The organism is Pseudooceanicola marinus, from assembly GCF_002786295.1.
GTDB lineage: Bacteria > Pseudomonadota > Alphaproteobacteria > Rhodobacterales > Rhodobacteraceae > Pseudooceanicola > Pseudooceanicola marinus.
Window position 1 is genome coordinate 509,620 of record NZ_PGTC01000018.1, and the last position, 25,856, is coordinate 535,475.

Consider the following 25,856-nt stretch of genomic DNA (forward strand, 5'->3'; position numbering starts at 1 on the left):
TTAGGCGAGGCCCCTGCCACGATCAACTGCCCCCTGCCCCTTGTCCCCTGCGCCCGGGCTAGAGCGTGACCACGTGGTTGTCCCAGGCCCGCTCGGCACGGGTGAAGGGCTGGAATTCTTCCGCGGTGGCATGCCAGACGCCGCCCAGCCCGTCGGTTGCCAGGAACCCCTCGGGCCCCGCCGCCAGGCCGCAGATGTCCGGGCGACGGTGCACGGCCACGAAATTGGCACCATGGTCGAAGATATGCAGCCGCCCGCCGCGCGGGCTGGTGATGCCGAAATACCGCCCGTCGCCGGACAGCGCGACGGAGCCCGCATAGCCATTCATCGCCAGCTGCTCGCCCAGGGGCGCTTCGGCCAGCTTGGCCTCCGCCCAGCCCCGGCGGTGCAGCCCCAGCAGGGGCACCCCGTCCATCGTGTCGCCCTGCCACTGCATGGCGAAGCCGACCAGCCCGTCACCCGTCATCGCCAGGTGGCGGATCGAGTTCAGATGCAGATCGGGATCCAGGAATACCTGCTCCAGCAGCTCCCCCTCCGGCGTGATATAGGCCAGCGACGGCTGCATGGTCGGCAGGTTCAGCTTGCCCCGCCCGTCCTCGACCCGGGGATCGGTCTGGATGCCGCCATTGGCCACCACCAGCGTGCCATCGGCCATCTGCAGCGCCTCATGCGGGCCGACGCCGTGGGTTTCGATCTCGCCCACGCGCTTGTAGCCCTGGCTGCGCGACCACAGCCCGATCTTGCCGCGGGTGGAAATGTAGTCATTCTCCAGCGTGGCCAGGATATCGCCACCCTGAAGGAAGGAGCCATGGCCCATGAAATGCCGTCCCTCGGGGCTGTGAAGCTCGGTCAGGACCCGGCCATTGGCGCAGTCGATGACGCGGGCGAAGGTGCCCGGGCGGCGGGCGAAGCCCACGGCCTCGGGGGCCACCGGATGCGCCGCGCCCGCGTGGCCGCGCCCCGGCATCGGCACGCGGAAGACATCGTGGCCCATCACGTCGATCCCGAAGAGCGCATGCTGCCCGTCCGGTTCCTTGGCGAAGGCCAGGAAGGCGGGGGACCCGGCGTCGGCCCAGCTCAGGCGTGGGGTCAGGGCCGAGGCCGCCATGGCGGCAAGGAAGGCGCGGCGGGGGATCATGGCGAACTCCGTTCGGATGCGGACCCGCGCCGGTCCGGCCGGCACGGGCGGATTTGAGAGCCTGGCGCGATCGGCGCGCTCAGTCGCCGTCGGCCGAGTTGAACCCGGCGGACAGCCCGAAATGCCCGCCGACCTCGCCTTCTACGGTCCGGCGCAGAAGCTGCACGCGCTGCTGCACGATCTCGACCTTGAGGCGGCCCGAGGTCTCGTCGACCTGCGACAGGTCCGGCGTCTCCACCGCCTCGATCGCCTCGAAGACGGAGGCGAAGGCCGCCTCGCTCTGCGGCATCTCCTCCGGCGCCATCAGGGCACGGGCGAGGCCCTGCAGGGCCTCCAGCGACAGGGTGACATTGCGCAGCGACCGACCCGAGCGGCGCGCCTCGGCGCGGCTGGCGCGGGGGCGATCGAAGGTGCCCAGGGGCCGTCCAAGACGGCTGTCGGCCGTGAACTCCAGCCCCGACAACAAGGAGGTGTAGAGGACGCGCACCGCCTCGTCCCGGTCGAGATAGGTGGTGTTGCCCGCCTCCCCCGCGCTCAGCAGCGCCGGGGCGGCCTCGTCGCGCCATTCCTGGTCGATCTCTTCGGCCATGCGCGCCAGGTCGGTGGAAATGGCCTGCACCAGGCGGCAGGTATAGCTGTCGGCCTCGTAACCCGCGAACTGATCATCGTAGAGCAGATATTCCAGGGCGAAGAGACCGCGCGCCGCGACCGAAAGCTCGTGGAATTCATCAGGTTGATCGACGATCTCGTCCGCGTCGGCGACCATCTGGCCCAGCATCCGCGGGGTGAAGCCCTTCTTGTCGGGCCAGAAGGCGATGGCGTTGACCCGGCCATCAACCTCCAGCGGGCCGAAGCGCAGGTGCGAGATGCCCATCCAGCCGTCAAAGGCGTCGTTCCAGGCCTCCTGCAGCTCGACGTTTGGCAGGCAGTTCGCATCGGCCTGCGCCTTCAGCGCCTCGGCGCCCTCGGCAAAGGCAGCGGTGCCCGGCAGGATCTCCTGCTCCACCGCGTCGGCGACATCGGCCGTGGCCGTGGTGGCGGTCAGGCTCAGGATAAGGGCGGCGGCAGGCAGGAAACGCATCAGAGGCTCTCCAGGAAGGCAATCAGGGCGGCGCGGGTGTCGGGGTCCATGTCGACCACATTCTGCTGCGCCTGTGAAGCCTCGCCCCCATGCCACAGCACCGCCTCCAGCAGCGAACGCGCGCGGCCGTCGTGCAGGTAGTAGCTGTGCCCGTTGACCTGCGGCGTCAGCCCGATCCCCCAGAGCGGCGGGGTCTTCCATTCCGTGCCATCGGCGCGGCCCTCGGGCCGGTGATCGGCCAGCCCCTCGCCCATGTCGTGCAGCAGAAGGTCCGTATAGGGCCAGATCAGTTGGAAGCTCTGCGGATCCTGATCCTCAAGCCGGTGGGTCACGTATTTCGGCGTGTGGCAGGAGGTGCAGCCGGCCTCGTAGAAGGCCTGTTTTCCGGCCAGGACCTGCGGATCACCCACGTCGCGGCGTTCCGGCACCGCAAGGTTGCGGCTGTAGAAGGTGACCAGATCCAGCCCCTCGGCGTCGATCTCGGTGCCCCGCGCGTCGTCATCCCCGTGGGGCGCGGCGCGACAGCCCGCCTCGGCCTCGGTGCAATCGCCCCAGGGCGCGTCGAAAAGCGGGGTGGAGATTCCAATGTCCCCGGCAAAGGCCGCCGCCGACTGTTCCTTGATGCTGGGCGCACCGGCCTTGTAGCCGAAGCGCCCCAGTTCCGGACGGTCGTTCTCGAAAGACCAGACCACCTGCGCCCGCCCCGAGATGCCGTCGCCGTCGGCATCCTCTGGGTCGGCCTTGGCCAGGATGTCTTCCGCCGGGATCGCCTCCAGCAGGCCGAGGCCGATCATCTGCGGCGCGACGCGAGGGGACAGCATGGCACCCGGGGCCAGCGGGCCATAGCCCAGGTCCTCGGCGGTCCAGGTGGGATGGCGCAGGCTGGCAGTCTCACCCCCCGCCAGTTCGACGACCTCTTCCTCCCAGGTCACGCCCAGCCGGTATTCCGCCGGCAAGCCGTGGACGGAGAAGTCCTGCATCTGGCCGCCATAGACCGGATCGGGCCGGGTGCGCGCCGCGCTCGGCGCGCCGGCGGACAGCAGGAAGGCCTCGATCTCCGACATCGGCTCGGCCTCCTCCGCGGGCACGGAGACGCGCAGGAACATCGACACCGCGTCATCCTCGGGGCCCTCGGGCGGATGGCCGCGCCCGTCCTTCAGGTGGCAGCGCTGGCAGGCGCGCGCATTGTAGAGCGGCCCCAGCCCGTCGCTGGCCTTGGTGGAGCTGGGAGAGCTGACCCAGAGCTTCTTGAACAGCCCGTTGCCCAGCTTGAAGGTCATCTCTCCTTCGAAACCGATATTGGCCGAGAACTGGCTGAAGGCATCGGCGTCGGTGCGTGCCCGCGTGGTGGCCGCGCCGGCCGGGTTCTGCTCGAACCGTTCGGGGGCGCTGAAATCGGTCGTGGGCGCGGTGGCGGCGGCGATGCGCGCGCGCTCTGCCTCGGTGCGGGGCACGACGTCCAGGATCGGGGCGGTCAGCGTGTCGGACAGCCGCACGGTCTCGGCCCCCAGGGCCAGGGGCGACAGCGCCAGCGTCAAGGCCAGGGCGGAGGCCAGGCCTCTGCCGGCCGGACGGATCGGATGGGTCAGGTGCGTGGACATCGGCAACTCTTGCTCTTCAGGATGCCCCGTGGCTTGCCACCAATTCCTGAGCGGTTCAATCAGAAATGCGGTCCCACCCTGCGGCATGACGCCCGCCCAGAACCAGCCGGGTCAGACCGCCCCCGCCTGACGCCTTCTGTTATTTGTTGGCCAGAAATATCCCGAGGGGGGGGGAATTGAGCCCGCAAGGGCGCAAGGGGTCAGAGCTCCCGCCCCCGTCGACGTATCGCCCAGTGGGCGAAGGGTCGGAGCCGCTGCTTTCGCTCAATTTGCCACCATCCGGCGACGGGGCCCCTCTCAACTTGTCGCCATCCGGCGACGAGGGCCCGCCCCAATGCAAAAGAGGAGGCCCAGCGGACCTCCCCCTTAACATCGCATCGCCAGAGATGCTTACTCGGCTTCGTCCGCAGAAGAGGCGTTGAGCAGGCCGTATTTCTCGGCGCCCAGCGACGTGTAGAGCTCCAGCTGGGTTTCAAGGTAGTCGATGTGACCTTCCTCGTCCGCCATCAGCTCCTCGAAGAGGTTCTTGCTGACGTAGTCGCCCACGCTCTCGCAATGATCGCGCGCTTCCTTGTAAAGGTTGCGGGCGTCATGCTCGGCGGCCAGGTCGGCCTCCAGCGTTTCCTTCAGGGTCTCGCCGATGCGAAGCGAATCCAGCTTCTGCATGTTCGGGTGGCCTTCCAGGAAGATGATCCGGTCGACCAGCTTGTCGGCGTGGTGCATCTCCTCGATGCTTTCTTCACGGGACTTGGCCGCGATCTTGCCGTAGCCCCAGTCCTTTTGCAGCCGGTAGTGCAGCCAGTACTGGTTGATCGCCGTCAGCTCGCTACGCAGCGCTGCGTTAAGGTACTCGATGACCTTTGCGTCGCCTTTCATCCGAAGTCTCCTTTGTCGTCGCGCGGCGCAGGCCGCGCAGAATGTCTGGTACCTCGAAACTATCGCAATCGCGCATGGTGTCCATGAAAAGCGGCAAACAGCCCCCGCATTCGGCCTTTTTCCCCAATGCCCGGTAGACCTTACCGGGGGTGATGATCGTCTCAGGGTCGGCGGCGCGCATCCAGTCCACGGCGGAACGGATGTCGCGATCAGTGAGCGAATGGCAGTGGCAGACCATCATGGCGGGGGTCCTTCGCAGGCTCTTGAACAGCTGGTCGGGGCGGCGCACCGCCACGACCTTGGGTGGTGGCGGGCGCGCGGGACTGTCCGCGCGCCCGTGTCGGATCACTCGAAGACGGCGTCCGGGTTGTCGAGGCTGTCGGAACCTTCGAAACCGATCTGGTCCAGCTCCAGCGCGGTGACGGCGCGCTCGATGCCACGGGTCTGGGTGACCAGCGCGTCGACCGCATCCATGATCAGGGCCTCGCCCTTCTCGTTGCCGCGCTCCAGCATCATGTCGTAGCTGAAGCCCGCCTCGGCGGCCGATTTCAGCGTCGCCAGCTTGAACATCGTGTCGTTGATGTCGGCCTTCAGGGTGGCATCCACGTCGGCGTCGGCCTCGGCCACCAGGTCGGACAGCGAGGGGCCTTCGGTCACGGTGCCGTCGACGCCGGTATAGCTGCCGAAGTAGACGTTCCGGATGCCCAGACCGTCGTAGTAGTGGGAATTGTGGGTGTTGTCGGAGAAGCAGTCATGCTCTTCCTCCGGGTCGTTCAGCAGCACGCCCAGCTTCATCCGCTCACCGGCCTGTTCACCGTAGGACAGGCTGCCCATGCCGGTCAGCATGGCCACGATGCCCGCGTCTTCGTCGGCCATCAGCGTCTCGCGCGCCTCGCCGCCCTCGGCCCACTGCCCGGCCATCCATTCCAGGTCCGAGACCAGCAGGTCAGTCGCGGCCTTCAGGTACTCCCCCCGCCGGTCGCAATGGTCGTTGGTGCAATCGTCACCGGCGGCGTAGTCGGTCCAGGGACGTTCCCCCGCGCCCTTCTCGGTGCCATGCAGGTCCTGGCCCCAGAGCAGGAATTCGATGGCGTGGTAGCCGGTGGCCACGTTGGCCTCGACCGCATCGGCCTCATGCAGGGTGCTTTCCAGCAGTTCCGGCGTGATCGCGGCGGCATCCACCTCTTCGCCCGACAGGGTGAAGGTGGGGTTGGCGATGACGTTCAGCACCGCATATTCGTTCTCGTCGGTCGCGCCGCCATAGGAGGCGTCGACGTAGTCGATCAGGCCTTCGTCCAGCGGCCAGGCGTTCACCTTGCCTTCCCAGTCATCCACGATCGCATTGCCGAAGCGGTAGGCCTCGGTCTGCTGGTATGGCACGCGGGCTTCCAGCCAGGCGGCCTTGGCGGCCTCCAGCGCCTCGGCCGAGGGGTTCGCGATCAACTCGTCCACGGCGGCCTGCAGCGTCTTGGCGGTGCTCAGGCTGTCGCCGTAGGCGGCGGCGGCGATGTCGGCGTAGGTGTCCAGCACCTCGGCCTTCTCGACGGCCAGGGCCAGGCTGGGGGCGGCAACCAGGGCCGTGGTGGCCAGGGCGGCTTTCAGAATGCGTGTCATGGAAGTCCCTTCTGTTCGCATGTTGTCTGCGTTTTCAGTCGTCTTGATCGTCAGGCTCAGTGCAAGGTGACGGCGCGTCCCTGCACCGCGGGCGGATGCGGGTGATCCGGTGTGCCCCGCTGAAGTTCCAGGCCCAGCAGTCGCGCCTGGGAGACCACGGCGGGCGCCATATCGGCGCGCACCAGCAGGCAGGCCATCAGCATGGCGTCCTCGCTGTCGCCGCCGGTCGCGATGCTGACCAGATGCGCCAGGACCGCCTCGTCGGCGCCGACACAGGCGCAGCTGGCGGAATGACGCAGGACCGGACGGCGCCCGTGCCGCAGCACCAGGTCGAAGAAGCCATCCAGCGCCGCCTCGATCCGCTCGGCCGTGGCCGGCCCCATCAGGCCCGCGAGTTCGTCCACGAAGGTCCCATGGGCCGCGGCGCCGTCACAGCGGGCCCGCAGGGCGCCAATGACCAGCGCCTCGTGCAGCGGCAGGGTGGTGATCTTCGCCACCGCCTCGGCGCCGCGCACCGCGCTCATGCCCGGCACCCCATCGTGCCCCGGCACGCGGCCAGGTGGCAGGGCAGAGAAAGGGAGTGGGCAGCTGAGGTCATGGGATCTCCTTTGCGGCTTTTCTGACGAAAACGCTCGGCTAAGTCAATCCCGAGTATTTTGTTTGGCTTTTAGGTTCCCGCGATCCGCCTGCCCTATGGCAGGCAACGCCGGAGCAAGAGGCGCCTGAAATGGGCAGTCCAATGGCTCTTTTCGCGATAATTCGCGCCCGCGCGGCGGGTCAGCGTGAACTGTCGTCTTGGCAGACTCACAGCGCGCATGCTTGGCTCGCCCCGGGCCGCCATGCCCTGCCGGATCGCCGCCCGGCTGGCGTCGCCCTTCCCGTCTGCCAGACTTCAGGACCAGCCCAATGACCACTGCCGCCCGCCAGACCGCCTCCCGCGATCCGCTCCTGCAACCCTATCAGCTCCGGCATCTGACGCTGAAGAACCGGATCATGACCACCGCGCATGAGCCCGCCTATACCGAGGACGGACTGCCCAAGGACCGCTACCGCGCCTACCACGAGGAACGCGCCAAGGGCGGCGTGGGCATGGTGATGACCGCCGGCTCGGCGGTGGTGTCCCGCGACAGCCCGGCGGCCTTCGGCAATGTCGCCGCCTGGAAGGACGAGGTCGTGCCCTGGATGGCGAAGCTGACCGAGGCCTGCCATGACCATGGCTGCGCGGTGATGATCCAGCTGACCCACCTGGGCTGGCGCACCCGCTACGACGTGGAAGACTGGCTGCCGGTGATCGCGCCGGGCCGCCGGAAGGAACCCGCGCATCGGGTCATCCCCAAGGTGATGGAGGAGTTCGACATCGCCCGGGTGATCGAGGAGTTCGCCCTCGGCGCCGAACGGATGAAGGACGCCGGCCTCGATGGGATCGAACTGGAATGCTACGGCCACCTGATCGATGCCTTCTGGTCGGGGGAGCTGAACCAGCTGGACGCCCCCTATGGTGGCGACCTGGACGCACGGATGAAGTTCTCCCTCGACGTGCTGCAGGCGATCCGCGACCGCACCGGGCCGGATTTCCTGGTGGGCGTGCGCTACACGGCCGATGACCTGCACCCCGGTTCCATCGACGAACAGACGGGGATCGAGATTGGCCACCGCCTGAAGGCCTCGGGCCTGGTCGATTTCCTGAACGTGATCCGCGGCCGCGTGGACAGCGAACCGAACCTGACCGACGTGATCCCCCTCGGCGGCACGCCGGCCGCGCCGCACCTGGATTTCGCCGGGCGCATCAAGGCCGAGGTCTGCCTGCCCACCTTCCACGCCGCGCGCATCGCCGACGTAGCCACCGCCCGCCACGCCGTAGCAGAGGGCAAGCTGGACCTGGTGGGCATGACCCGCGCCCATATCGCCGACCCGCATATCGTGGCCAAGATCGCCGCGGGCCGCGAGGATGAGATCCGCCCCTGCGTCGGCGCCACCTACTGCATCGACCGGGTCTATGTCTCCGGCGGCGCGCTCTGTGTGCACAATCCCCATACCGGACGCGAACTGACCCATCCCCATGCCACGCCGCCGGCCGCTGCGCCGCGCAGGGTGGTTGTCGTCGGCGCCGGCCCCGCCGGGCTGGAGGCCGCGCGCATCGCCGCCGAGGCGGGCCATGCGGTGACCGTGCTGGAGGCCGCCGATCAGCCCGGCGGCCAGGTCCGCCTGCTGGCCCAGGCCCGCCGGGCGGAAATGATCGGCATCATCGACTGGCGCATGGCGCAATGCGAGGCGCTTGGCGTCACCTTCCGGTTCAACTGCTTCGCAGAGGCCGAGGACGTGACGGCGCTCTCCCCCGACCTGGTGGTGATCGCCACCGGCGGCCTGCCCCATACGGAGGTCATCGCGGGCGCCGATCTGGCGCTTTCGGCCTGGGACGTGTTGTCGGGTGACGCGAAACCCTCCGGCTCGGTGCTGATTTATGACGAGGCGGGCGATCATGCGGCGCTGCAGGCCGCCGAGAAGCTGGTGGCGCTTGGCTGCACGGTGGAGATCATGAACCGCGAACGCGGCCTCTCGGCAGAGATCCTCGGCATGAACTTCGTCCCCTACATGCGCGCGCTTCAGGATAAGGGGGTGACCTTCACCGTGGCCCGCCGGCTTGATGCGCTGACCCGTGACGGCAACGGCCTGCGCGCCACGATCGGCACCGAGTATTCCGACTGGACGACCGAAGGGCACTACGACGCCGTGCTGGTGAACGCGGGCACGACGCCTATGGATGAGCTGTATTTCGAGCTGAAGCCCCTGTCGCGCAACCGGGGCGAGGTGTCGATCGACGCCCTGGTCGCAGCCGAGGGCGATCCGTTCCCACAACGCCACCCCGAAGCCGCCTTTGACCTGGTGCGCATCGGCGACGCGGTGGCCGCGCGCAACATCCACGCCGCGATCTTCGAGGCGATGCGGATCCTGCGCCTGACCTGAGGGGCGGAGGGGGCACTGCCCCCGTCCCGGGCGGGGCCCGGGACTCCCCCGGAGTATTTCGGTCGAGGTGAAGACAGGGGGAGGCGCACCGCCCCGGCTTGGCGCGCCTCTGCCACGGCAGGACCCGACTTTGGCAAAAGGCGGTCGATCCAGCCGAAAGGCGCGGACGTGATCATGTCGCGCGCGCCGCCCCTCGTTTACCTTGTCTCAAATACCTCCCGCCGGAGGCCATCGACCGCAGGTCGATACGCCCCGTCTCAGGCGGTTGCAGGCCGTTTCACATGTTCGGCCGCGCGGAGGACCAGCGGGTCCAGACCTTCGCCGCCCGCGTCCACATGGGCGAAGAACTGGGCACGCATGCGCGGCTCCCAGAAATCGTTCAGGTGGGCTGCGACCTTCTGGGGCGCATCATCGCCCGGCTGGGTCTTGAAGAAGGTGGCGATCTGGTTCGCCATCATGACGAGTTTCTCAGGCGACATGGGTCTCTCCTTCGCGGATCCGCTCCGCATGGGCGTAGATGTCGAAGCCCTCGCCCCGGGCGAAGGCGGCAAGGGTGATGCCGGCGCCTTCGGCCAGGCGCACGGCATGGGCCGTGGGGGCCGAGACCGCGATGAGGGTGGTGCAGCCGGTCTGGGCGGCCTTCTGGATCAGCTCCACCGACAGGCGGCTGGTCATCACGAAGGCGCCGTCGGCGGGACGGATCCCGGCACGGGTAAGCGCGCCGATCAGCTTGTCCAGCGCATTGTGCCGGCCCACGTCCTCGCGGGCCAACACTAGCCCCTGCCCCGGCAGCAGGAAACCCGCCGCATGCACCGCGCGGGTCTCATCATGCAGCGGTTGCTGCGCGCGCAGGGCCTCGGTGGCGCTTTCGATCTCGGCCACATCGAAACACGGGCCGGCACCGACCCGGGGCAGCGGGCGCACGGCCTGATCCAGCGAGTCGATGCCGCAGAGGCCGCAGCCGACGGGCCCCAGCATCGCACGGCGCCGACGCGTCAGGGCCTGGCCCCGCTCTGCCACCAGCCAGAACCGGCATTCACTGCCGGTCTCATGTTCGACCAGTTCGAAATCGCGGATCTCCTCGGCGCCCTTGATCATCCCTTCGGAGAGGGAAAAGCCCAGGGCGAAATCCTCCAGATCCTGCGGCGTGCACATCATCACCGCCTGGGTGGTGCCGTCGTAGACCAGCGCCACGGGCCATTCCTCGGGCAGCGCGCGGGTAATCTCCCGCGCGCCGGAGGGGCCGATGGCACGGCCCGGCAGGGTCCTGACCGGCTGCGCCATCACTCGGCCGCAGGCAGGATCCGGCGCGAGCGTTCGGCCTGCGCGTTGTATTCCTCCTGCCAGTCGGTCGGCCCGTTGGACAGCGACACCTGCACCGCCGTCACCTTGTATTCCGGACAGTTGGTCGCCCAGTCGGAGAAGTCGGTGGTGATGACGTTGGCCTGGGTGTCCGGGTGGTGGAAGGTGGTATAGACCACGCCCGGCGACATCCGGTCACTGACCTTGGCGCGCAGCGACGTCTCGCCCGACCGCGAGGCCAGGCGCACCCACTGACCATCGGTCAGCCCGCGCACCTCGGCGTCGTGGGGGTGGATCTCCAGCACATCCTCGTCATGCCAGATCGAGTTGTCGGTGCGGCGCGTCTGGGCGCCCACGTTGTACTGCGACAGGATCCGCCCGGTGGTCAGCAACAGCGGGAAGCGCGGGCCGGTCTTTTCCTCGGTCGCGACATATTCCGTCACGATGAACCGCCCCTTGCCGCGCACGAAACCGTCGACATGCATCAGCGGCGTGCCATCGGGGTGTTCCTCGTTGCACGGCCACTGAACCGAGCCCTTCTCCTCCAGCACGTCATAGGTGACGCCGGCGAAGCTGGGGGTGGTCATGGCGATCTCGGCCATGATCTCGGACGGGTGGGAATAGGACCAGTTGGCGCCCATGGCATTGGCCAGCAGCTGCGTCACCTCCCAGTCGGCGTAATCCGCCTTGGGCGCCATCACCTCGCGCACGCGGTTGATGCGGCGTTCGGCATTGGTGAAGGTGCCGTCCTTCTCCAGGAAGGTGGAACCGGGCAGGAAGACATGGGCGTAGTTCGCCGTCTCGTTCAGGAAGAGGTCATGCACGATGACGCATTCCATGGCCGCCAGACCCGCCGAGACATGCTTGGTGTCGGGATCCGATTGCAGGATGTCCTCGCCCTGGCAGTAGAGGCCCTTGAAGGTGCCATCGACGGCGGCGTCCAGCATGTTGGGAATGCGCAGGCCCGGCTCGGGGTCGATCTCCACCCCCCAGGTCTTCTGGAAGATGTCGCGCACCTCCTGGCCCTTCACGTGGCGATAGCCGGGCAGTTCATGCGGGAAGGAGCCCATGTCGCAGGAGCCTTGCACGTTGTTCTGCCCGCGCAGCGGGTTCACGCCCACGCCCGGGCGACCGACGTTGCCGGTCAGCATGGCGAGGTTGGCGATGCCCATGACGGTGGTCGAACCCTGGGAATGCTCGGTCACGCCCAGGCCGTAGTAGATCGCACCATTGCCGCCGGTGGCAAAGGTGCGCGCGGCGGCGCGCAGTTCCTCCGCCGGCACGCCGGTCAGCGCCTGGGTCTCCTCAGGGCTGTGACGGTCCTCGCTGATGAACTCGGCATAGGCCAGGTATTCGTCCCAGTCGCAGCGCTCGCGGATGTAGGCCTCATCCGCCAGCCCCTCGGTGACGATGACGTGGGCCAGCGCCGAGACCACGGCGACGTTGGTGCCGGGGCGCAGCGGCAGGTGGTGGTTCGCGGCGATATGGGCCGATTTCACCAGGTCAATCTTGCGCGGGTCGATGACGATCAGCTTGGCGCCCTCGCGCAGCCGCTTCTTCATGCGGGAGCCGAAGACCGGGTGCGCGTCGGTCGGGTTGGCGCCGATGACGATGATCACGTCAGTCTGTTCAACGCTGTCGAAGTCCTGGGTGCCCGCCGAGGTGCCGAAGGTCTGGCCCAGGCCGTAGCCGGTCGGCGAATGGCAGACACGGGCGCAGGTGTCGGTGTTGTTGTTGCCGAAGACGGCGCGCGCCAGCTTCTGCACCAGGTAGGTTTCCTCGTTGGTGCAGCGCGACGAGGTGATGACGCCGATGGACTTCTGGCCGTATTTCTCCTGCAGCCCGCGCATCTTGCCGGCGGCGAAGCTCAGGGCCTCCTTCCAGCCGACCTCGCGCCAAGGCTCGTCGATGCTGTCGCGGATCATCGGTGACAGGATGCGGTCAGGGTGATCGGCATAGCCATAGGCGAAACGGCCCTTCACGCAGGAATGGCCCCGATTGGCCTTGCCGTGTTTCCACGGGACCATGCGCACCAGCTGATCGCCCTGCAGCTCTGCCTTGAAGGAGCAGCCGACGCCGCAATAGGCGCAGGTGGTCACGACGGACCGGGTCGGCGTGCCCATCTCGGCCACGCTCTTTTCCTGCAGGGTCGCCGTCGGGCAGGCCTGCACGCAGGCGCCGCAGCTGACGCAATCCGAGGACAGGAAATCATCCAGCCCGGTGCCCGCCGAGACCCGGCTGTCGAACCCGCGACCCTCGATCGTCAGGGCGAAGGTGCCCTGCACCTCTTCGCAGGCGCGGACACAGCGGTTGCAGACGATGCATTTCGACGGGTCGTAGGTGAAATAGGGGTTGCTCTCGTCACAGGGCAGATACTGCGGGTTGGCTTCCCCCTCGGGTGCCTGGGCGCGGCGGTCGCTTTTCGACAGCATGCCGGCCAGTGACGGCGCATAGTGGTTCTCGCCCGTCTCGTAGCGCATGTCGCGCAGGCCGACGGCGCCGGCCATGTCCTGCAACTCGCAATCGCCATTGGCCGAACAGGTCAGGCAGTCCAGCGGATGATCGGAGATGTAGAGCTCCATCACCCCCTTGCGGATCTTGCGCACCTTTTCCGACTGGGTGTGCACCACCATGCCGTCATGCACCGGCGTGGTGCAGGAGGCCGGCGTGCCGCGCCGCCCCTCGATTTCCACGACGCAGAGGCGGCAGGAGCCGAAGGCCTCCAGGCTGTCGGTGGCACAGAGCTTAGGAATGTCGAGGCCCGCTTCCGCCGCCGCCCGCATGACCGAGGTGCCCGCAGGCACGGTCACTTCGGCACCGTCGATGGTCAGGTGCACCGGCTTGCCCGTCCGCGCCGGCGTCCCCATGTCCTTGTCGTCAAAGGACTTGTCGTTGGGAATGATGAAATCCTTCATGGTTCAGGTCCTCCCGCCTGCGGACAGGGCGCGCCCCGTCGTCTTCACTTCGTTCGAAACACTCCGGGGTGCGCGAGGGAGCGTCATGGCTCCGCCCTGTCCGTTTGCGCGATCCTTGATCTGCTGACCGATCATTCCGCCGCCTCCTTCGCCATGCCGAATTCCTCCGGGAAGGCCTCCAGCGCGGACATCACCGGATAGGGGGTGAAGCCGCCGAGGGCGCAGAGGGAGCCATCCTTCATCGTCTCGCAGAGATCGGTCAGCAGCTCGACCGCCGCGCCGTCGCCCTGCTTGATCCGGTCCAGCGTCTCGACGCCGCGCACCGCGCCAATGCGGCAGGGCGTACACTTGCCACAGCTTTCCACGGCGCAGAATTCCATCGCGAACCGCGCCATGCCCAGCATGTCGGCGCTGTCGTCGAAGACGACGACGCCCGCATGGCCGATCAGCCCGCCCTGGCCGTCGAATTCCTCGTAACCGAAGGGCGTGTCGAATTTCTCGCGCCCGAAATAGGCGCCCAGCGGGCCACCGATCTGCACCGCCTTCACCGGGCGGCCAGACGCGGTGCCACCGCCGATCTCCTCGACCAGATCGCCCAGGGACATGCCGAAGGCGGTCTCGAACAACCCGCCGTGCTTCACGTTGCCCGCGATCTGCACGGGAATGGTGCCGCGCGACCGGCCCAGGCCGAAGTCCGCGAAATGCTGCGCGCCCTTCTCGAAGATCACCGGCACGGTCGCCAGGGAAATCACGTTGTTGACCACGGTGGGCTTGCCCAGGAAGCCCTCCAGCGCGGGCAGCGGCGGCTTGGCGCGGACCACGCCGCGCTTGCCTTCCAGCGAGTTCAGCAGGCTGGTTTCCTCGCCGCAGACATAGGCGCCCGCGCCCACACGGACCTCCATGTCGAAGGCGCGGCCCGATCCCAGCACGTCGTCGCCCAGCACACCCGCGGCGCGGGCCCGGATGATCGCCTCGCGCATCACCGCCACGGCGTCGGGATATTCGGACCGGGTGTAGACATAGCCCTTCGTCGCCCCGGTGCAGAGGCCGGCAATCGCCATGCCCTCGATCAGGCAGAAGGGGTCACCTTCCATGATCATGCGATCGGCAAAGGTGCCGCTGTCGCCCTCGTCGGCATTGCAGACGATGTATTTCTGATCCGCATGGGCCATGCGAACAGTGTCCCACTTGATCCCCGTCGGGAACCCCGCGCCGCCGCGCCCGCGCAGACCGGAGGTCTTCATCTCGTCGATGATCGCCTCGCCGGTCATGGTGGCGGCCCGGCGCAGGCCGGCGAGGCCGCCATGGGCCTCGTAGTCGGGCAGCGACAGCGGGTCGATCACGCCGCAGCGGGCAAAGGTCAGACGGGTCTGCCGGGCGAAGAAGGGGATCTCCTCGGTGGGCCCGAGGCTTTCGACCTCGCCCGCCAGGATGCCGGCCACGTCCTCGGGGGCCACGGGGCCCCAGGCCTCACGGCCCTGGCCGCGATCGATCTCCAGCAGGGGTTCCAGCCAGACCATGCCGCGCGATCCGACGCGGATTACCTCGGCCGTTTCGCCACGTGCCTCCAGCGCAGCGCTCAGCGCCGCCGCGACCTCTTCGGAGCCAAGCGCCTTGGCGGCGCTGTCCATCGACAGGTAGATCTTCATCATTCCGCTCCCTCGACAGCCGCCATCAGCCGCGCCTCGCTGGCGCGCCCCATCAGGGTTTCATCCAGCATCGCCGCCGGCGCGCAGGCGCAGAGGCCGAGGCAATAGACCGGCTCCACCGTCACGCGGCCATCGGCCGAGGTGCCGTGCCAGTCGAGGCCAAGCTGCGCCAGCAGCCGTTCGGCCATCGCCTCGCCGCCCATGGACTGACAGGCCTCGGCCCGGCAGATCTTCAGGACGTGGCGCCCGGCGGGGGCCTTGCGGAAATCGTGGTAGAAGGAAATGACCCCGTGCACCTCGGCCCGGCCGAGGTTCAGCGCCGCCGCCAGCATCGGCACCGCCGTTTCCGGAATATGGCCAAAGGCCGCCTGGATGTCGTGCAACATTGGCAGCAGGGGCCCTTCCAGGTGCAGATTGCGGTCGATCAGCGGCCGGATCTCCTCCTCTCCGACCTCTGGCAGCGCCTGCGGCGCGCGTGGCTGCGGGTTCATGTTCGTCTCCCCTCGCTGGCTTGTCGGGGAGTCATGGCGAAAAGGCGATACAGGATCAATATCGCATTTCCGTCATTCGATTGATAAAGCCTATCAACCTACGAAACCGCATCCACCGCAGCGCAGCGTGGCGGGGGGCCGGTGACGCGGGGGGATCAGGGCGCAGCCAGCTGCTCCGCCGTGTCCAGCAGGGCCTGCAGGACGGGGGTGTGCGGCTCCTGGTAGGGCGCGACCAGCCCGACGGCCGGGCCGGTGTCCCCCGGCGCCACCGGCACCGTCACCAGGTTGCGCCCCGACACCAGGAAGGCCGCCAGATCATCAGGCAGGACCGTGATCAGCCCGGCGCCCTCGACATGGCTGGCCAGTACCACGGTCGAATTGCTTTCCAGCCCCGCCCCCGGCGCCACCCCGGCCTCCAGGAAGGCGCGATTGATGATCCGGCGGTTCTGCATGTCAGGTGTCAGCAGGCACATGTCCTGTCCGGCGAAATCGGACCAGTCCAGCACCTCGCGCGCCGCCAGCGGGTGATCGGGCCGGCAGACCGCGGCATAGCGTTCGCGGTAGAGAAAGGCGGTCGACACATGGCCCAGCGGTTCATTGTCGAGATAGGAAATCCCCGCCTCGACCTCGAAATTCTCCAGCATCGACAGGATCTCGGCCGAGTTGCGGCTGAGGATGGTGAACTCCACCCCGGGATGGCTGGCGCGGAACCCGGTGGCCAGGCGCGAGGCCCAGGTCAGCGCCGTGGGAATGACGGCGATGCGCAGGTGCCCCGCCAGCCCCTCGCGGGCGAAGCGCATTTCCTCGCGCAGGCGCCGGGCGTCACCGACGATCTGGCGCGCCCAGACCAGCGCCCGCTGGCCCTCGGGCGTCAGCCCGCCGAAGCGGGATCCGCGCAGCACCAGCTTCACCCCCAGCTGATCCTCCAGCTGGCGGATGCCCGTCGACAGGCTGGGCTGGGTGATGCCGAGGCTTTCGGCCGCACGACCGAAGTGCTGCTCGCGGGCCAGCGCCATGAACATTTCGAGTTTCCCGATCATCCCCCCCTTTTCCCCCGAAAAGCGCCCCTTGCCCAGCCCCCCACGCACCGTGCCGATTGCCCCGCGCACGCGCAGCCCAGAGCGCCTTCCATCGCCGCCCCGGCTGCCCCGGGTCTGAGCCGTGTCCCGGACCTCATCCAGCGGAGGATTTCAGCGGCCATGACGTGGAGCGATTGAGACGCCGCAGGCTCAAGCGGGGGCCAAGCCTGCTGCCTGGCCGTTCCTTGCCGCTTTCGCCGAGGGAGGTTCACCACACACACGCCGCCCCCACGAGCCCAATGCGGCAAGGGCTTTCAGCACATGAGGTAGGCGGACGGGCGCCGCGCCCTGCCCTCCCCTAACCGATGATACTGATTGTAGAAGCTAGCTCTCGACCGGCCTGACAATTGACAACGCTGATACCCGGCTCTACCTCCTTCTTTCTTCAAGGAGGCCATCATGCCCAAACCGAAGTCTCGCAGTTTCGCTGTCATCGGCCTTGGAACCTTCGGCACAACCGTCGCCTCTGAATTGGCACGGTTCGGCAACCACGTGCTTGGCGTCGACCTGCAGGAACGTAACGTCTCACGTGTCGCTGACACGATTGCCGAAGCGGTGATCGCGGATGGCCGCGACGAGCAGGCCCTGCGCGAGATCGGAGTCGGCAGCTACGATGTGGCCGTCGTCGCCATCGGCGAAGAACTCGACGCCAACATCCTGTGCACCATGAATGTCAAGATGCTTGGCGTGCCCACGGTCCTGGTGAAGGCGATGAACCGCACGCACCATCGCATCCTGTCCAAGCTTGGTGCCGACCGGGTGATCCTGCCCGAACAGGAAATCGGTCGCCATATCGCCCAGATGCTGCACAATCCGCTGGTCCGCGATTACGTGAGCCTCGGCAACGGATTCCACGTCGTGGACTTCCGCGTGCCGCAAAGCCTTGACGGCACTCGAATGGACAAGATCGGCCTGTCCGAGAAATTCGATCTTCGGGCCTTGGGGCTCATGCGCGGCAGCGACTATGTGGACTGCCGGGATGCGGCGACCGAACTCAGGGCCGACGACAAGCTGCTGCTCCTCGGTCGCAGGGAAAACCTGCGCCGCTTCGCAGACGGGCTCTGAGCGCCGATGCGGCCCTTATGGTCCAGGGGGGTATGGCGCATGCAGCTGCCCCCGCCCGCGCTCCTCGCCGGTCTCTACGCGGTGCTGATCGTCCTGGGGGGCGCTCTGCTGATGCTGCCCGCAGCGACGGCGCTGCCAATAACCTGGTCGGACGCGATCTTCACCGCCGCCTCCGCCGTGACTGTGACCGGCCTCGTGATTTCGGACACCGGCAGCCAGTTCACCCTGATCGGCCAGGGTATCATTATGCTGCTGATCCAGCTGGGCGGACTGGGATTGATGACCTTTGCCGTGCTGTTGCTTTCGATGCTGGGCCTTCCGGTGACCATCTCGCAGCGCATCTTCCTGCGCGAGGACCTCAACCAGACTTCGATCAGCGACCTGCTGGTCCTCGTCCGTGGGATCCTTAAGACCGTGCTGGCCTGCGAACTTCTGGGCGTCACGCTGCTGTCCGGCGTGTTCGTGCCGGAATTCGGTTGGGCAGAGGGGCTGTGGCAGGCGCTTTTCCATACCGTCTCGGCGTTCAACAACGCGGGCTTTGCGCTCTTCCCCGACAGTTTGTCGCGCTATGTTGGCAACCCTATCGTCAACCTCACGATACCGGCGCTCTTCATCTTCGGCGGGCTGGGGTTCATCGTGGTGACCGAGGCGTACGGCAAGCGCAGCTGGAGGGCGTTCTCGCTGCATACAAAGCTCATGGTGGTCGGCACTCTGGCTCTGATCGTCTGGTCCGTGCTGACCTTCGCTGTGCTGGAATGGACCAACCCTGCGACGCTCGGCGGGCTTGCCAGTACCGGTGACAGGCTCTGGGCCAGTTGGTTCCAAGGGGTGACGACCCGAACCGCAGGCTTCAACACCGTCGACATCGGCGGCATCCATGACAGCACCTCCATGATGTTCATGTCCCTCATGGTGATCGGTGGAGGCAGCACCTCGACGGCCGGAGGCATCAAGGTGACCACCTTCATCGTCCTTCTGCTGGCAACTGTCGCCTTCTTCCGGCGCAGTCAGCAGTTGCACGTTTTCGGGCGGAGTATCGGTGCCGAAGAGGTCATGAAGGTTCTCGCCCTGACCATGGTGAGCCTGATGACGGTACTGGTCGCGATTTTCCTCGTGACCCTGTCCCACGATGGGAACTTCATCGATCTTGCCTTCGAGGTGACCTCGGCCTTCGGTACGGTCGGATTGTCACGGGGGACCACCGGAGAGCTGGACGGCTTCGGTCGCGCGGTGATCATCGCGGTGATGTTTGTCGGCAGGGTTGGCCCCCTGACCCTGGGTTTCTTCCTTGCAACACGATCCAAGCCACGAGTTGGGTACCCCGCGAGCAAAGTCTATCTCGGATAGTCCTGTGCAGGAGCTTTCTTGCACGGACCCTGACCGAGCCGCTCCTTTGTCGCGCCTTCGGCCACGAGCGCCCAGACGAACGAGGAGAGGAACTTCGAGCAATCATCTCCTGCGTTCATGGCAGTTTGCACCACCTGTCAAAGGTTCGCTACGCGCCCATGTCACCGGACGGCTTCCTAGCCGCCACGCAAACTGAGCGGAAGCGGCGAACGGCAGCTCCGTCCGCACAGCAGACGCCCGGGCACGGTGCAACGAAGGTCGGCTCGCGTAGAGCTTCTGCTCTTCCTCCGGCAGCTGACCCAGGCGTGTTCCGTTCCTGCGACTGCTTGCTCCCTCGAACTCTGCGAGTATCGGGGGTTTCACATCACGACGACGAAGGGCGCTTCAGTGTTCTGGGAGATCACCGATGCGAGCCATCCTGGCATCGAGCTTGGCGCGCATGGCGTCGAAGACACCCGCGTGTTCGGGATCATCGGCAAGGTTCCAAAGCTCGTGCGGATCCTGCTCGCAGTCGAAGAGCTCCCACTCGGGCGGGGCGCCATTGTCCTTGGCCCCGTGCTGATCCAGGGCCTTGTTGTACCAGTAGATCAGCTTGTACCGCTGATCGCGGATGCCGTAGTGGGCCCAGGCCCCGTGGAAGGCATCGTTGTGCATCCAGTAGCGGTGATAGGCCAACTGGTCCCAATCATCGGGCGTCCTGCCCTCCAGAACCGCCCGCATCGAGCGGCCCTGCATGAAGCTCGGCTGGACCGCCCCTGCATAGTCCAGGAAGGTCTGAGCGAAATCGACGTTGCAGCAGATGTCCCGCGTGGTGGTACCGGCGGGGATCGCGGCAGGCAGACGCGCCAGGAAGGGCATCTGCAGGCTCTCCTCGTACATGAAACGCTTGTCGAACCAGCCGTGCTCGCCGAGGAAGAACCCTTGATCCGAGGTGTAGATCACCAAAGTGTTCTCGGCCAGGCCCAGCTCTTCCAGCGTGTCGAGGATCGAGCCCACGCCATCGTCGATGGCCTGCACCGTGCGCAGGTAGCGCTTCATGAAGCGCTGGTACTTGAACTCCGCAAAGGCCTGCGGATCGTCGAAGCGGAAGCGCTCTCCGGTGGAGGCACAGATGACCTCGATACTCTCGCCCTCCTGCAGTTCGGGCACCCGACGCATGTTGAGGAAGTCGACCACGCGTTCGCCGGCCACCTCTGCCGGGCCGATCGGTTGCACCAGGTTGATGTCTTCCCACGTCAGGTCCGACTTGATGCGCATCTTCGCCGCCGCCGCTGCCGCCGCACGGTTCCGGTAGTCGTCATTGAACGTCTCGGGCAGCGGCACGTCCTCGTCGGCCCATAGGGCATCGTGGCGAGGGTGCGGTTCGAAGGGGCGGTGCGGCGCCTTGTGATGACACATCAGGAAGAAGGGCTGATCCTTGTGGCGCCGGATGAAGTCGGTGGACATATCGGTGATGATATCAGTGGCATAGCCCGGGATGCGACGGCGCCCCTCGGGGCCGATGAAGGCGGGGTCCCAGTATTCCCCCTGCCCCGGAACCACCTGCCATTCATCGAATCCGGTCGGCTCGTGAGCCGGCCCCTCGCCTAGGTGCCATTTGCCAAACATCCCCGTGGCATAGCCCGAGGTGGACAGAAGCTTGGCGACGTTCGGCAGGCGGTTGTCGAGGTCCGTGGTCAGCGTGGTGACGCAGTTCACGTGGTTGTAGGTGCCGGTCAGGATGGCGGCGCGCGAGGGTGTGCAGATCGAATTGGTCACGTAACACGCATCATGGCGCAGCCCTTCCGAGGCCAGGCGGTCAATATTGGGGGTCTGGTTGATACCCGCCCCATAGGCCGAAATTGCCCTCGCCGCGTGGTCATCGGACATGATGAAAATGATATTCGGGCGCATGGGTCCTCTTTCGGCAGCTTGACTTCATCGCGCAGGCTAGAAGGATCCGAGTTGCAGTAAAATTGCAAAGAAGCCGCAGAGCGATGCGTCAATTGGATCACTAAAGGTCAGACACAAGCCCTGGCAGCGGCACGACGTCTATCAGAGGCGGCATGGGCAAACGCACAGGGCGTCACATCCATTCCCCATCCCGGAAGAGAGCGTCGGCATGGGCGATCAGCCCCTGCAAAGGTTCCCAGTCCTGCATCTCTTCGCGATACGCCAGCGAGGCGGTGGAGGTGCGGCTACGCAGATCCACCGGTACATTCCTCAGCCGTGAATTTCCCCGGGCGGCGATACCCGGCAAAACCGAGATAAAGTCTCCGCCCTGTAGGATCGTCAGAGCCGACATCAGGCTTTCACAGCTCACCGCAATGGTCGGCTCGGCTCCGGTTTTCTCGAAGAGGGCATTGCGAGCCGTTTCACCATAGATCGGCATTTCGCTGTAGATCACCCAAGAATAGTTGAGAAGCACATCCGTTGGCAGCAGCTCCCCTTCCTTCACTTGGTCGAAGATGGGATGATCACAGCGCGCCACGACGTTGTCGACCACCTCAGCTACCGGGTGAAAGACCAAGCGCCGCGCCGCGCTCTCAATAGGCGGCTGGCCTGTAAAGAGCACGTCCAGCCGACCTTCGCTCAGATCGGAAAGAGACTGGGAATACCGTGAATTCTGCAGCTCGAACCGGATGTCTGGGAAGGCCTGGTGCATTGAAATCACCAGTTCAGGCAGCACCAGGGCCCGCCAGACCGGCCCGGCGCCGACACGCAGCACCGGCTTTTCCTGGACTGCATTGACCAGCAGTGATTGCTCGGAGATCGTCCACTGCCGCTGAAGGCGCATAGATTCCGACAGAACCCGCTCACCGAAGGGCGTCGGACGCACGCCGCGCGCATGTCGTTCCAGGATCGGCCGACCGAAATAGGCCTCGAGCTGGGCGAGCGAGCGCGATAGGGCGCTTTGCGTGACATTCAGCCGTGCGGCAGCGCGCCTGAGGCTGCTTTCCTCGACGATCGCCTGCAGTCGGAAGAGATGGGTAACGATGTCGAGCATTGGTGCCGATGCGATGAGTTCAAGAGATCACTTGCGCCATTAATTTCATTTTTGGTTCTACCCCGCAAGTGCTAGGGCGTGCCAGGCTCTGAAGAACCGCGCCTTGCGGTGCCCTCTCGCAGGGCCGGTTCGCAGGCGCATTGGGAGGTTTGCGAGAGATCCCGCCGGCTCATCGGGCTGCCCTGCCCCGGGTATGACCGGCAACGGATCTCCGTGTCGGAGGAACTATGCTGAAGTATCTGTCCCGAAAGCTATTGTCGGGTATCTGTCTCTTGTTCATCGTCTCTGCGGTGACTTTCGTACTGATCTTCGGATCGACCGAGAATGTCGCACGCAATATCCTGGGCGAGAGCGCCACGACCGAGGATATCGCCGCATACAATCACCAGCTGGGCATCGACCGCCCGCTGCTGGTGCAATACGGCAGCTGGTTGCAGGGCGCGCTGAGCGGTGACCTGGGCGACAGTTGGACCCGCAACCAGCGGGTTGCCCCCTCCCTGCAAAGCCGCCTGCCGGTGACCCTGTCGATCGTCGGTGTCGCCGTGTTGCTGACGGGAGTCTTCTCGGTGGTGTTGGGTGTAACGGCCGCGGTGCGCCGGGGCCTCGCCGACCAGATCATCCAGGTGATCAGCGTCGTCGGTTTCGCCATCCCCAACTTCTGGCTGGGGCTTCTACTCGTGCTGCTCTTTGCCGTGCATCTCCAGTGGCTGCCGCCCACGGGCTACGTCTCTTTCTCCGCCTCGCCAAAGCAATGGGCCGCGGCCCTGGTGCTCCCTGTCGCAGCCCTTGTCTTCTCCGGTATCGCCTCCTCTTCGCAACAGGTACGCGGAGCCGTCATCGACGCGCTGAACCAAGATTACGTGCGCACGCTGCGCGCACGCGGAGTACGGCGCAGTTCAATCCTCTATCGCCACGCGCTGCGCAATGCGCTGCCCGCTGCGCTGACCGTGCTTTCGGTGCAGTTCGTCGCCCTATTGGGGGGCGCCGCCGTGATCGAACGAATCTTTGCTATCCCCGGCCTCGGCTCGCTGACCGTGGATGCAGCGTTGCAGGGCGACGTGCCAGTACTCATGGGAGTGGTCGTTACGCTCGTGATCGTCGTGGTCATCGTGAACATCATGATCGACGTCCTCAATGCCATGCTTAATCCGAAGGTGCGCCTGCAATGACCGACGCTTCGCCCCAGACCAACGCCACTGCTTCGCAGGGACCGCAGCGCCGTTCGATGGTGAAATCCGTCCTGAAGTCTCCCCTCGGCGCGCTGTCGGTGCTGCTGATCCTCGCCGTCGTGCTGACCGCACTCTTCGCCCCCCTGATCGCCGCCAACGACCCCGCCGCGATCCAGATCTTCAGGGTCAATGCGGCGCCGGGCGACGGCTATCTGTTGGGGGGAGACGGCTCGGGACGTGACATCTTCAGCCGCCTTGTCTACGGCGCCCGCAATACGCTGCTTGGCACACTGATCGCAGTCGGTGTCGCAGCGATCGTCGGGGTCTCTGCCGGGCTGGCCGCCGGCTACCATGGCCGCAAGCTGGAGGTTGGCGCAAGCTGGCTCTTCGACGCACTGATGGCGCTGCCCGCGATGATCGTGCTGCTTGCCTTCTACCAGGCCCTTGGCGCCTCGATCCACCTGTCGATGGTCGTTTTCGGGGTGATGCTCTCACCCGGCTTCTTCCGGCTGACCCGCACCCTGGTGAAGGGCGTCAAGAACGAGCTCTACGTCGACGCGGCCCGGGTCTCGGGCCTCAGCAACCTGCGCATCATCTCTCGCCATATCCTGCGCGTCGTGCGCGCGCCCGTGGTCATCCAGACCTCCATCGTCGCCGGTATCGCCCTGGTGATCCAGGCCGGTCTGGAGTTCCTTGGCCTCGGCGACCCGGGCACCCCGACCTGGGGCGGAGTGCTGCAGTCGGCCTTCGAGAACATGTACGTCTCGCCGCAGGCGGTGATCTGGCCCGGTCTCGCGATCTCGATCACCGTGGCCTCCTTTGTCCTGCTCGCCAACTCGATCCGTGACCAGCTGCAGCACGGCGGCCCGCCCGCGCGCCTGCCCAAGCTGCCCGAGCGCCGCTCCGTCTTTGACAGACAGGCGGAAGCAGACGTGCTCTTGTCGCTGCGTGGCGTGAAGATCGGCTACCCTGGGACGTCCGGCTGGCGCGAGGTCGTCCATGGCGTCGACCTCGACGTACGCCGCGGGGAAGTCCTCGGCCTTGTCGGGGAAAGTGGTTCGGGCAAGTCGCAGACGGCCTTCGCGGTTCTAGGCCTGCTCGGAACCGGAGGTCATGTGCTGGATGGGTCGATCCTCTTCGACGGCGAAGAGCTGCTCGGCAAGAGCGACGAGGAAATGCATGGGCTGCGGGGCAAGCGTATCGCCTATGTCCCACAGGAGCCGATGTCGAACCTCGACCCCAGCTTCCGCATCGGCTCGCAGCTGGTCGAGCCGCTGATGACGGCACAAGGCATGTCGCGAAGAGAGGCCCGCGCCCACGCGCTCGACATGCTGGGCCGCGTTGGCCTGCCTGACCCCAAACGCACCTTCAACGCCTACCCCCACGAAATTTCGGGCGGTATGGCACAGCGTGTGCTGATAGCTGGCGCCGTCGCCACCTACCCCGACCTGCTGATCGCGGATGAACCGACGACGGCGCTGGATGTCACAGTGCAGGCCGAGATCCTCGAACTGCTACGCGAACTTCAGGCCGAGTTTGGCATGACTATTGTCATGGTCACTCATAACTTCGGCGTCGTTGCCGATATCTGCGACAGTGTCGCGGTGATGCGCCAGGGTGAGATCGTCGAACAGAACAAGGTGACCGATCTCTTCGCCAACCCCACCCATGACTATACCAAAAACCTGCTGGCCGCGGTTCTGGACGATGTCGAGGTGCGCCGCTACAGCCCGCCCAAATTCGCCCCCCAGGAGGCAGCCCAATGAGCCATGACAGTCTGGTCGAGGTTCGCGACCTCTGTGTCTCCTTCGCGACACACCAAGTGATCAAGAACGTGTGCCTGGACATCCGCCCTGGCGAAACCGTCGGCCTGGTCGGCGAGAGCGGCTCCGGCAAGACAACAATCGGGCGCTCGATCCTCGGGATCGGCCCGGCGAACTCGGGCCGGATCCTCTTCGAGGGGGGTGATATCGCCAATGTTGCGCCACGCGACCGGGTCGGCGATGCCGCCCGAATCCAGGCGGTGTTCCAGGATCCCTACACCTCTCTCAACCCGTCGATGACGATCGAGGATATCCTGACCGAACCCATGGTCGCCCGCCATATCGCCACCCGCGACGAGGCCCGCCTCAAGGTGCGCGAACTGCTCGATCAGGTGTCCCTGCCCGCTGATGCCGCGCATCGCTACCCGCGTGAGTTCTCGGGCGGGCAGCGTCAGCGTGTAGCAATTGCCCGCGCTCTGGCGCTGTCGCCGCGGCTCATCGTCTGCGACGAGCCGGTCTCGGCCCTGGACCTGACCACGCAGGCGACGGTCATGGACCTGTTCATCGAGATTCAGGAGCGCACCGGCGTGGCCTATCTCTTCGTCAGTCATGACCTGGCGGTGGTGCGTCATATCTCGCACCGGGTCGCCGTCATGCGCGGAGGCGAAATCGTCGAGTTCGGCGACTGCGACCAGGTGACGGCCCGCCCGGAGCATCCCTACACCCGCCGCCTGCTGCTTGCAGCCCCGGTAGCCGATCCGATCCGTCAGGCAAAGCGGCGGCAGGACTTCCTGACCCTCGACGCGAGGAGCTGAG

The 25,856-nt window shown here is 66.3% G+C and carries 21 protein-coding genes; 6 read left to right on the top strand and 15 right to left on the bottom strand.

Annotated features, from left to right (window positions below):
• Positions 1 to 58: 58 nt before the first annotated feature.
• From CVM50_RS16440 to CVM50_RS16470, 7 genes are all read right to left on the bottom strand, one after another.
• Positions 59 to 1,138: a DUF1513 domain-containing protein gene (locus tag CVM50_RS16440; protein WP_085888513.1), complete on the bottom strand. Its 1,080-nt coding sequence runs from the start codon at positions 1,136 to 1,138 to the stop codon at positions 59 to 61.
• 79 nt (positions 1,139 to 1,217) lie between these two features.
• Positions 1,218 to 2,219 carry an imelysin family protein gene (locus CVM50_RS16445; RefSeq protein WP_085888514.1) on the bottom strand — a complete coding sequence of 334 codons (1,002 nt, stop codon included), beginning with the start codon at positions 2,217 to 2,219 and terminating at the stop codon, positions 1,218 to 1,220.
• A complete protein-coding gene (locus tag CVM50_RS16450) occupies positions 2,219 to 3,820 on the bottom strand; it encodes a di-heme oxidoreductase family protein (RefSeq protein ID WP_085888515.1) in 1,602 nt (533 codons plus the stop codon). Before CVM50_RS16450 ends, CVM50_RS16445 begins: the two co-directional genes overlap by 1 nt.
• 390 nt (positions 3,821 to 4,210) lie before the next feature.
• Positions 4,211 to 4,696: a bacterioferritin gene (gene bfr / locus CVM50_RS16455; protein WP_085888516.1), complete on the bottom strand. Its 486-nt coding sequence runs from the start codon at positions 4,694 to 4,696 to the stop codon at positions 4,211 to 4,213.
• Entirely contained in the window at positions 4,662 to 4,937 is a 276-nt protein-coding gene (locus CVM50_RS16460; RefSeq protein ID WP_085888517.1) for a (2Fe-2S)-binding protein, read from the bottom strand. The genes bfr and CVM50_RS16460 overlap by 35 nt, the downstream gene beginning before the upstream one ends.
• A gap of 104 nt (positions 4,938 to 5,041) precedes the next feature.
• Positions 5,042 to 6,310 (bottom strand): imelysin family protein, encoded by a 1,269-nt coding sequence (locus CVM50_RS16465; RefSeq protein ID WP_085888518.1) that lies wholly within the window; start codon positions 6,308 to 6,310, stop codon positions 5,042 to 5,044.
• A gap of 56 nt (positions 6,311 to 6,366) precedes the next feature.
• A complete protein-coding gene (locus tag CVM50_RS16470; protein ID WP_085888519.1) occupies positions 6,367 to 6,834 on the bottom strand; it encodes a hypothetical protein in 468 nt (155 codons plus the stop codon).
• Positions 6,835 to 7,216: 382 nt separating this feature from the next.
• Between CVM50_RS16470 and CVM50_RS16475 the strand changes: the two genes are divergently transcribed.
• Positions 7,217 to 9,274, top strand: coding sequence for an NADH:flavin oxidoreductase (locus tag CVM50_RS16475; protein WP_085888520.1), 2,058 nt, complete (start codon positions 7,217 to 7,219; stop codon positions 9,272 to 9,274).
• A gap of 257 nt (positions 9,275 to 9,531) precedes the next feature.
• On the opposite strand, the gene CVM50_RS16480 is transcribed toward CVM50_RS16475, so the two are convergent.
• The 6 genes from CVM50_RS16480 to CVM50_RS16505 form a co-directional block, all read right to left on the bottom strand.
• On the bottom strand, positions 9,532 to 9,753 hold the full coding sequence (locus tag CVM50_RS16480) for a formate dehydrogenase subunit delta (protein ID WP_085888521.1): 222 nt from the start codon (positions 9,751 to 9,753) through the stop codon (positions 9,532 to 9,534).
• A complete protein-coding gene (gene fdhD, locus CVM50_RS16485) occupies positions 9,743 to 10,558 on the bottom strand; it encodes a formate dehydrogenase accessory sulfurtransferase FdhD (protein ID WP_085888522.1) in 816 nt (271 codons plus the stop codon). Before fdhD ends, CVM50_RS16480 begins: the two co-directional genes overlap by 11 nt.
• A complete protein-coding gene (gene fdhF / locus CVM50_RS16490) occupies positions 10,558 to 13,491 on the bottom strand; it encodes a formate dehydrogenase subunit alpha (protein WP_085888523.1) in 2,934 nt (977 codons plus the stop codon). The genes fdhD and fdhF overlap by 1 nt, the downstream gene beginning before the upstream one ends.
• Positions 13,492 to 13,622: 131 nt before the next feature.
• Positions 13,623 to 15,140: an NADH-ubiquinone oxidoreductase-F iron-sulfur binding region domain-containing protein gene (locus CVM50_RS16495; RefSeq protein ID WP_085888524.1), complete on the bottom strand. Its 1,518-nt coding sequence runs from the start codon at positions 15,138 to 15,140 to the stop codon at positions 13,623 to 13,625.
• On the bottom strand, positions 15,140 to 15,631 hold the full coding sequence (locus tag CVM50_RS16500) for a formate dehydrogenase subunit gamma (protein WP_085888525.1): 492 nt from the start codon (positions 15,629 to 15,631) through the stop codon (positions 15,140 to 15,142). The genes CVM50_RS16495 and CVM50_RS16500 overlap by 1 nt, the downstream gene beginning before the upstream one ends.
• A gap of 155 nt (positions 15,632 to 15,786) precedes the next feature.
• A complete protein-coding gene (locus CVM50_RS16505) occupies positions 15,787 to 16,671 on the bottom strand; it encodes a LysR family transcriptional regulator (protein ID WP_085888526.1) in 885 nt (294 codons plus the stop codon).
• Between the two features lie 438 nt (positions 16,672 to 17,109).
• On the opposite strand from CVM50_RS16505, the gene CVM50_RS16510 reads away from it, so the two are divergent.
• Both CVM50_RS16510 and CVM50_RS16515 read left to right on the top strand, forming a co-directional pair.
• Complete coding sequence (locus CVM50_RS16510) at positions 17,110 to 17,775, top strand: potassium channel family protein (protein WP_085888527.1); 666 nt, start codon at positions 17,110 to 17,112, stop codon at positions 17,773 to 17,775.
• Between the two features lie 39 nt (positions 17,776 to 17,814).
• Positions 17,815 to 19,122, top strand: a complete 1,308-nt coding sequence (locus CVM50_RS16515) for a TrkH family potassium uptake protein (protein WP_085888528.1) — start codon at positions 17,815 to 17,817, stop codon at positions 19,120 to 19,122.
• Positions 19,123 to 19,506: 384 nt separating this feature from the next.
• On the opposite strand, the gene CVM50_RS16520 is transcribed toward CVM50_RS16515, so the two are convergent.
• Both CVM50_RS16520 and CVM50_RS16525 read right to left on the bottom strand, forming a co-directional pair.
• Positions 19,507 to 21,015, bottom strand: a complete 1,509-nt coding sequence (locus CVM50_RS16520) for a sulfatase family protein (RefSeq protein ID WP_085888529.1) — start codon at positions 21,013 to 21,015, stop codon at positions 19,507 to 19,509.
• A gap of 172 nt (positions 21,016 to 21,187) precedes the next feature.
• Positions 21,188 to 22,108 carry a LysR family transcriptional regulator gene (locus CVM50_RS16525; protein WP_085888530.1) on the bottom strand — a complete coding sequence of 307 codons (921 nt, stop codon included), beginning with the start codon at positions 22,106 to 22,108 and terminating at the stop codon, positions 21,188 to 21,190.
• A 227-nt stretch (positions 22,109 to 22,335) separates the two neighbouring features.
• Between CVM50_RS16525 and CVM50_RS16530 the strand changes: the two genes are divergently transcribed.
• The 3 genes from CVM50_RS16530 to CVM50_RS16540 are packed head-to-tail and all read left to right on the top strand — an operon-like array spanning position 22,336 to position 25,855.
• Positions 22,336 to 23,277, top strand: a complete 942-nt coding sequence (locus tag CVM50_RS16530; protein ID WP_085888531.1) for an ABC transporter permease — start codon at positions 22,336 to 22,338, stop codon at positions 23,275 to 23,277.
• The gene (locus CVM50_RS16535) at positions 23,274 to 25,043 is read left to right on the top strand and encodes a dipeptide/oligopeptide/nickel ABC transporter permease/ATP-binding protein (protein WP_085888532.1); all 1,770 of its coding nucleotides are present in this window, start codon (positions 23,274 to 23,276) and stop codon (positions 25,041 to 25,043) included. The genes CVM50_RS16530 and CVM50_RS16535 overlap by 4 nt, the downstream gene beginning before the upstream one ends.
• Positions 25,040 to 25,855, top strand: a complete 816-nt coding sequence (locus tag CVM50_RS16540; protein ID WP_085888533.1) for an ATP-binding cassette domain-containing protein — start codon at positions 25,040 to 25,042, stop codon at positions 25,853 to 25,855. The genes CVM50_RS16535 and CVM50_RS16540 overlap by 4 nt, the downstream gene beginning before the upstream one ends.
• The last annotated feature ends 1 nt before the right edge of the window (position 25,856 follow it).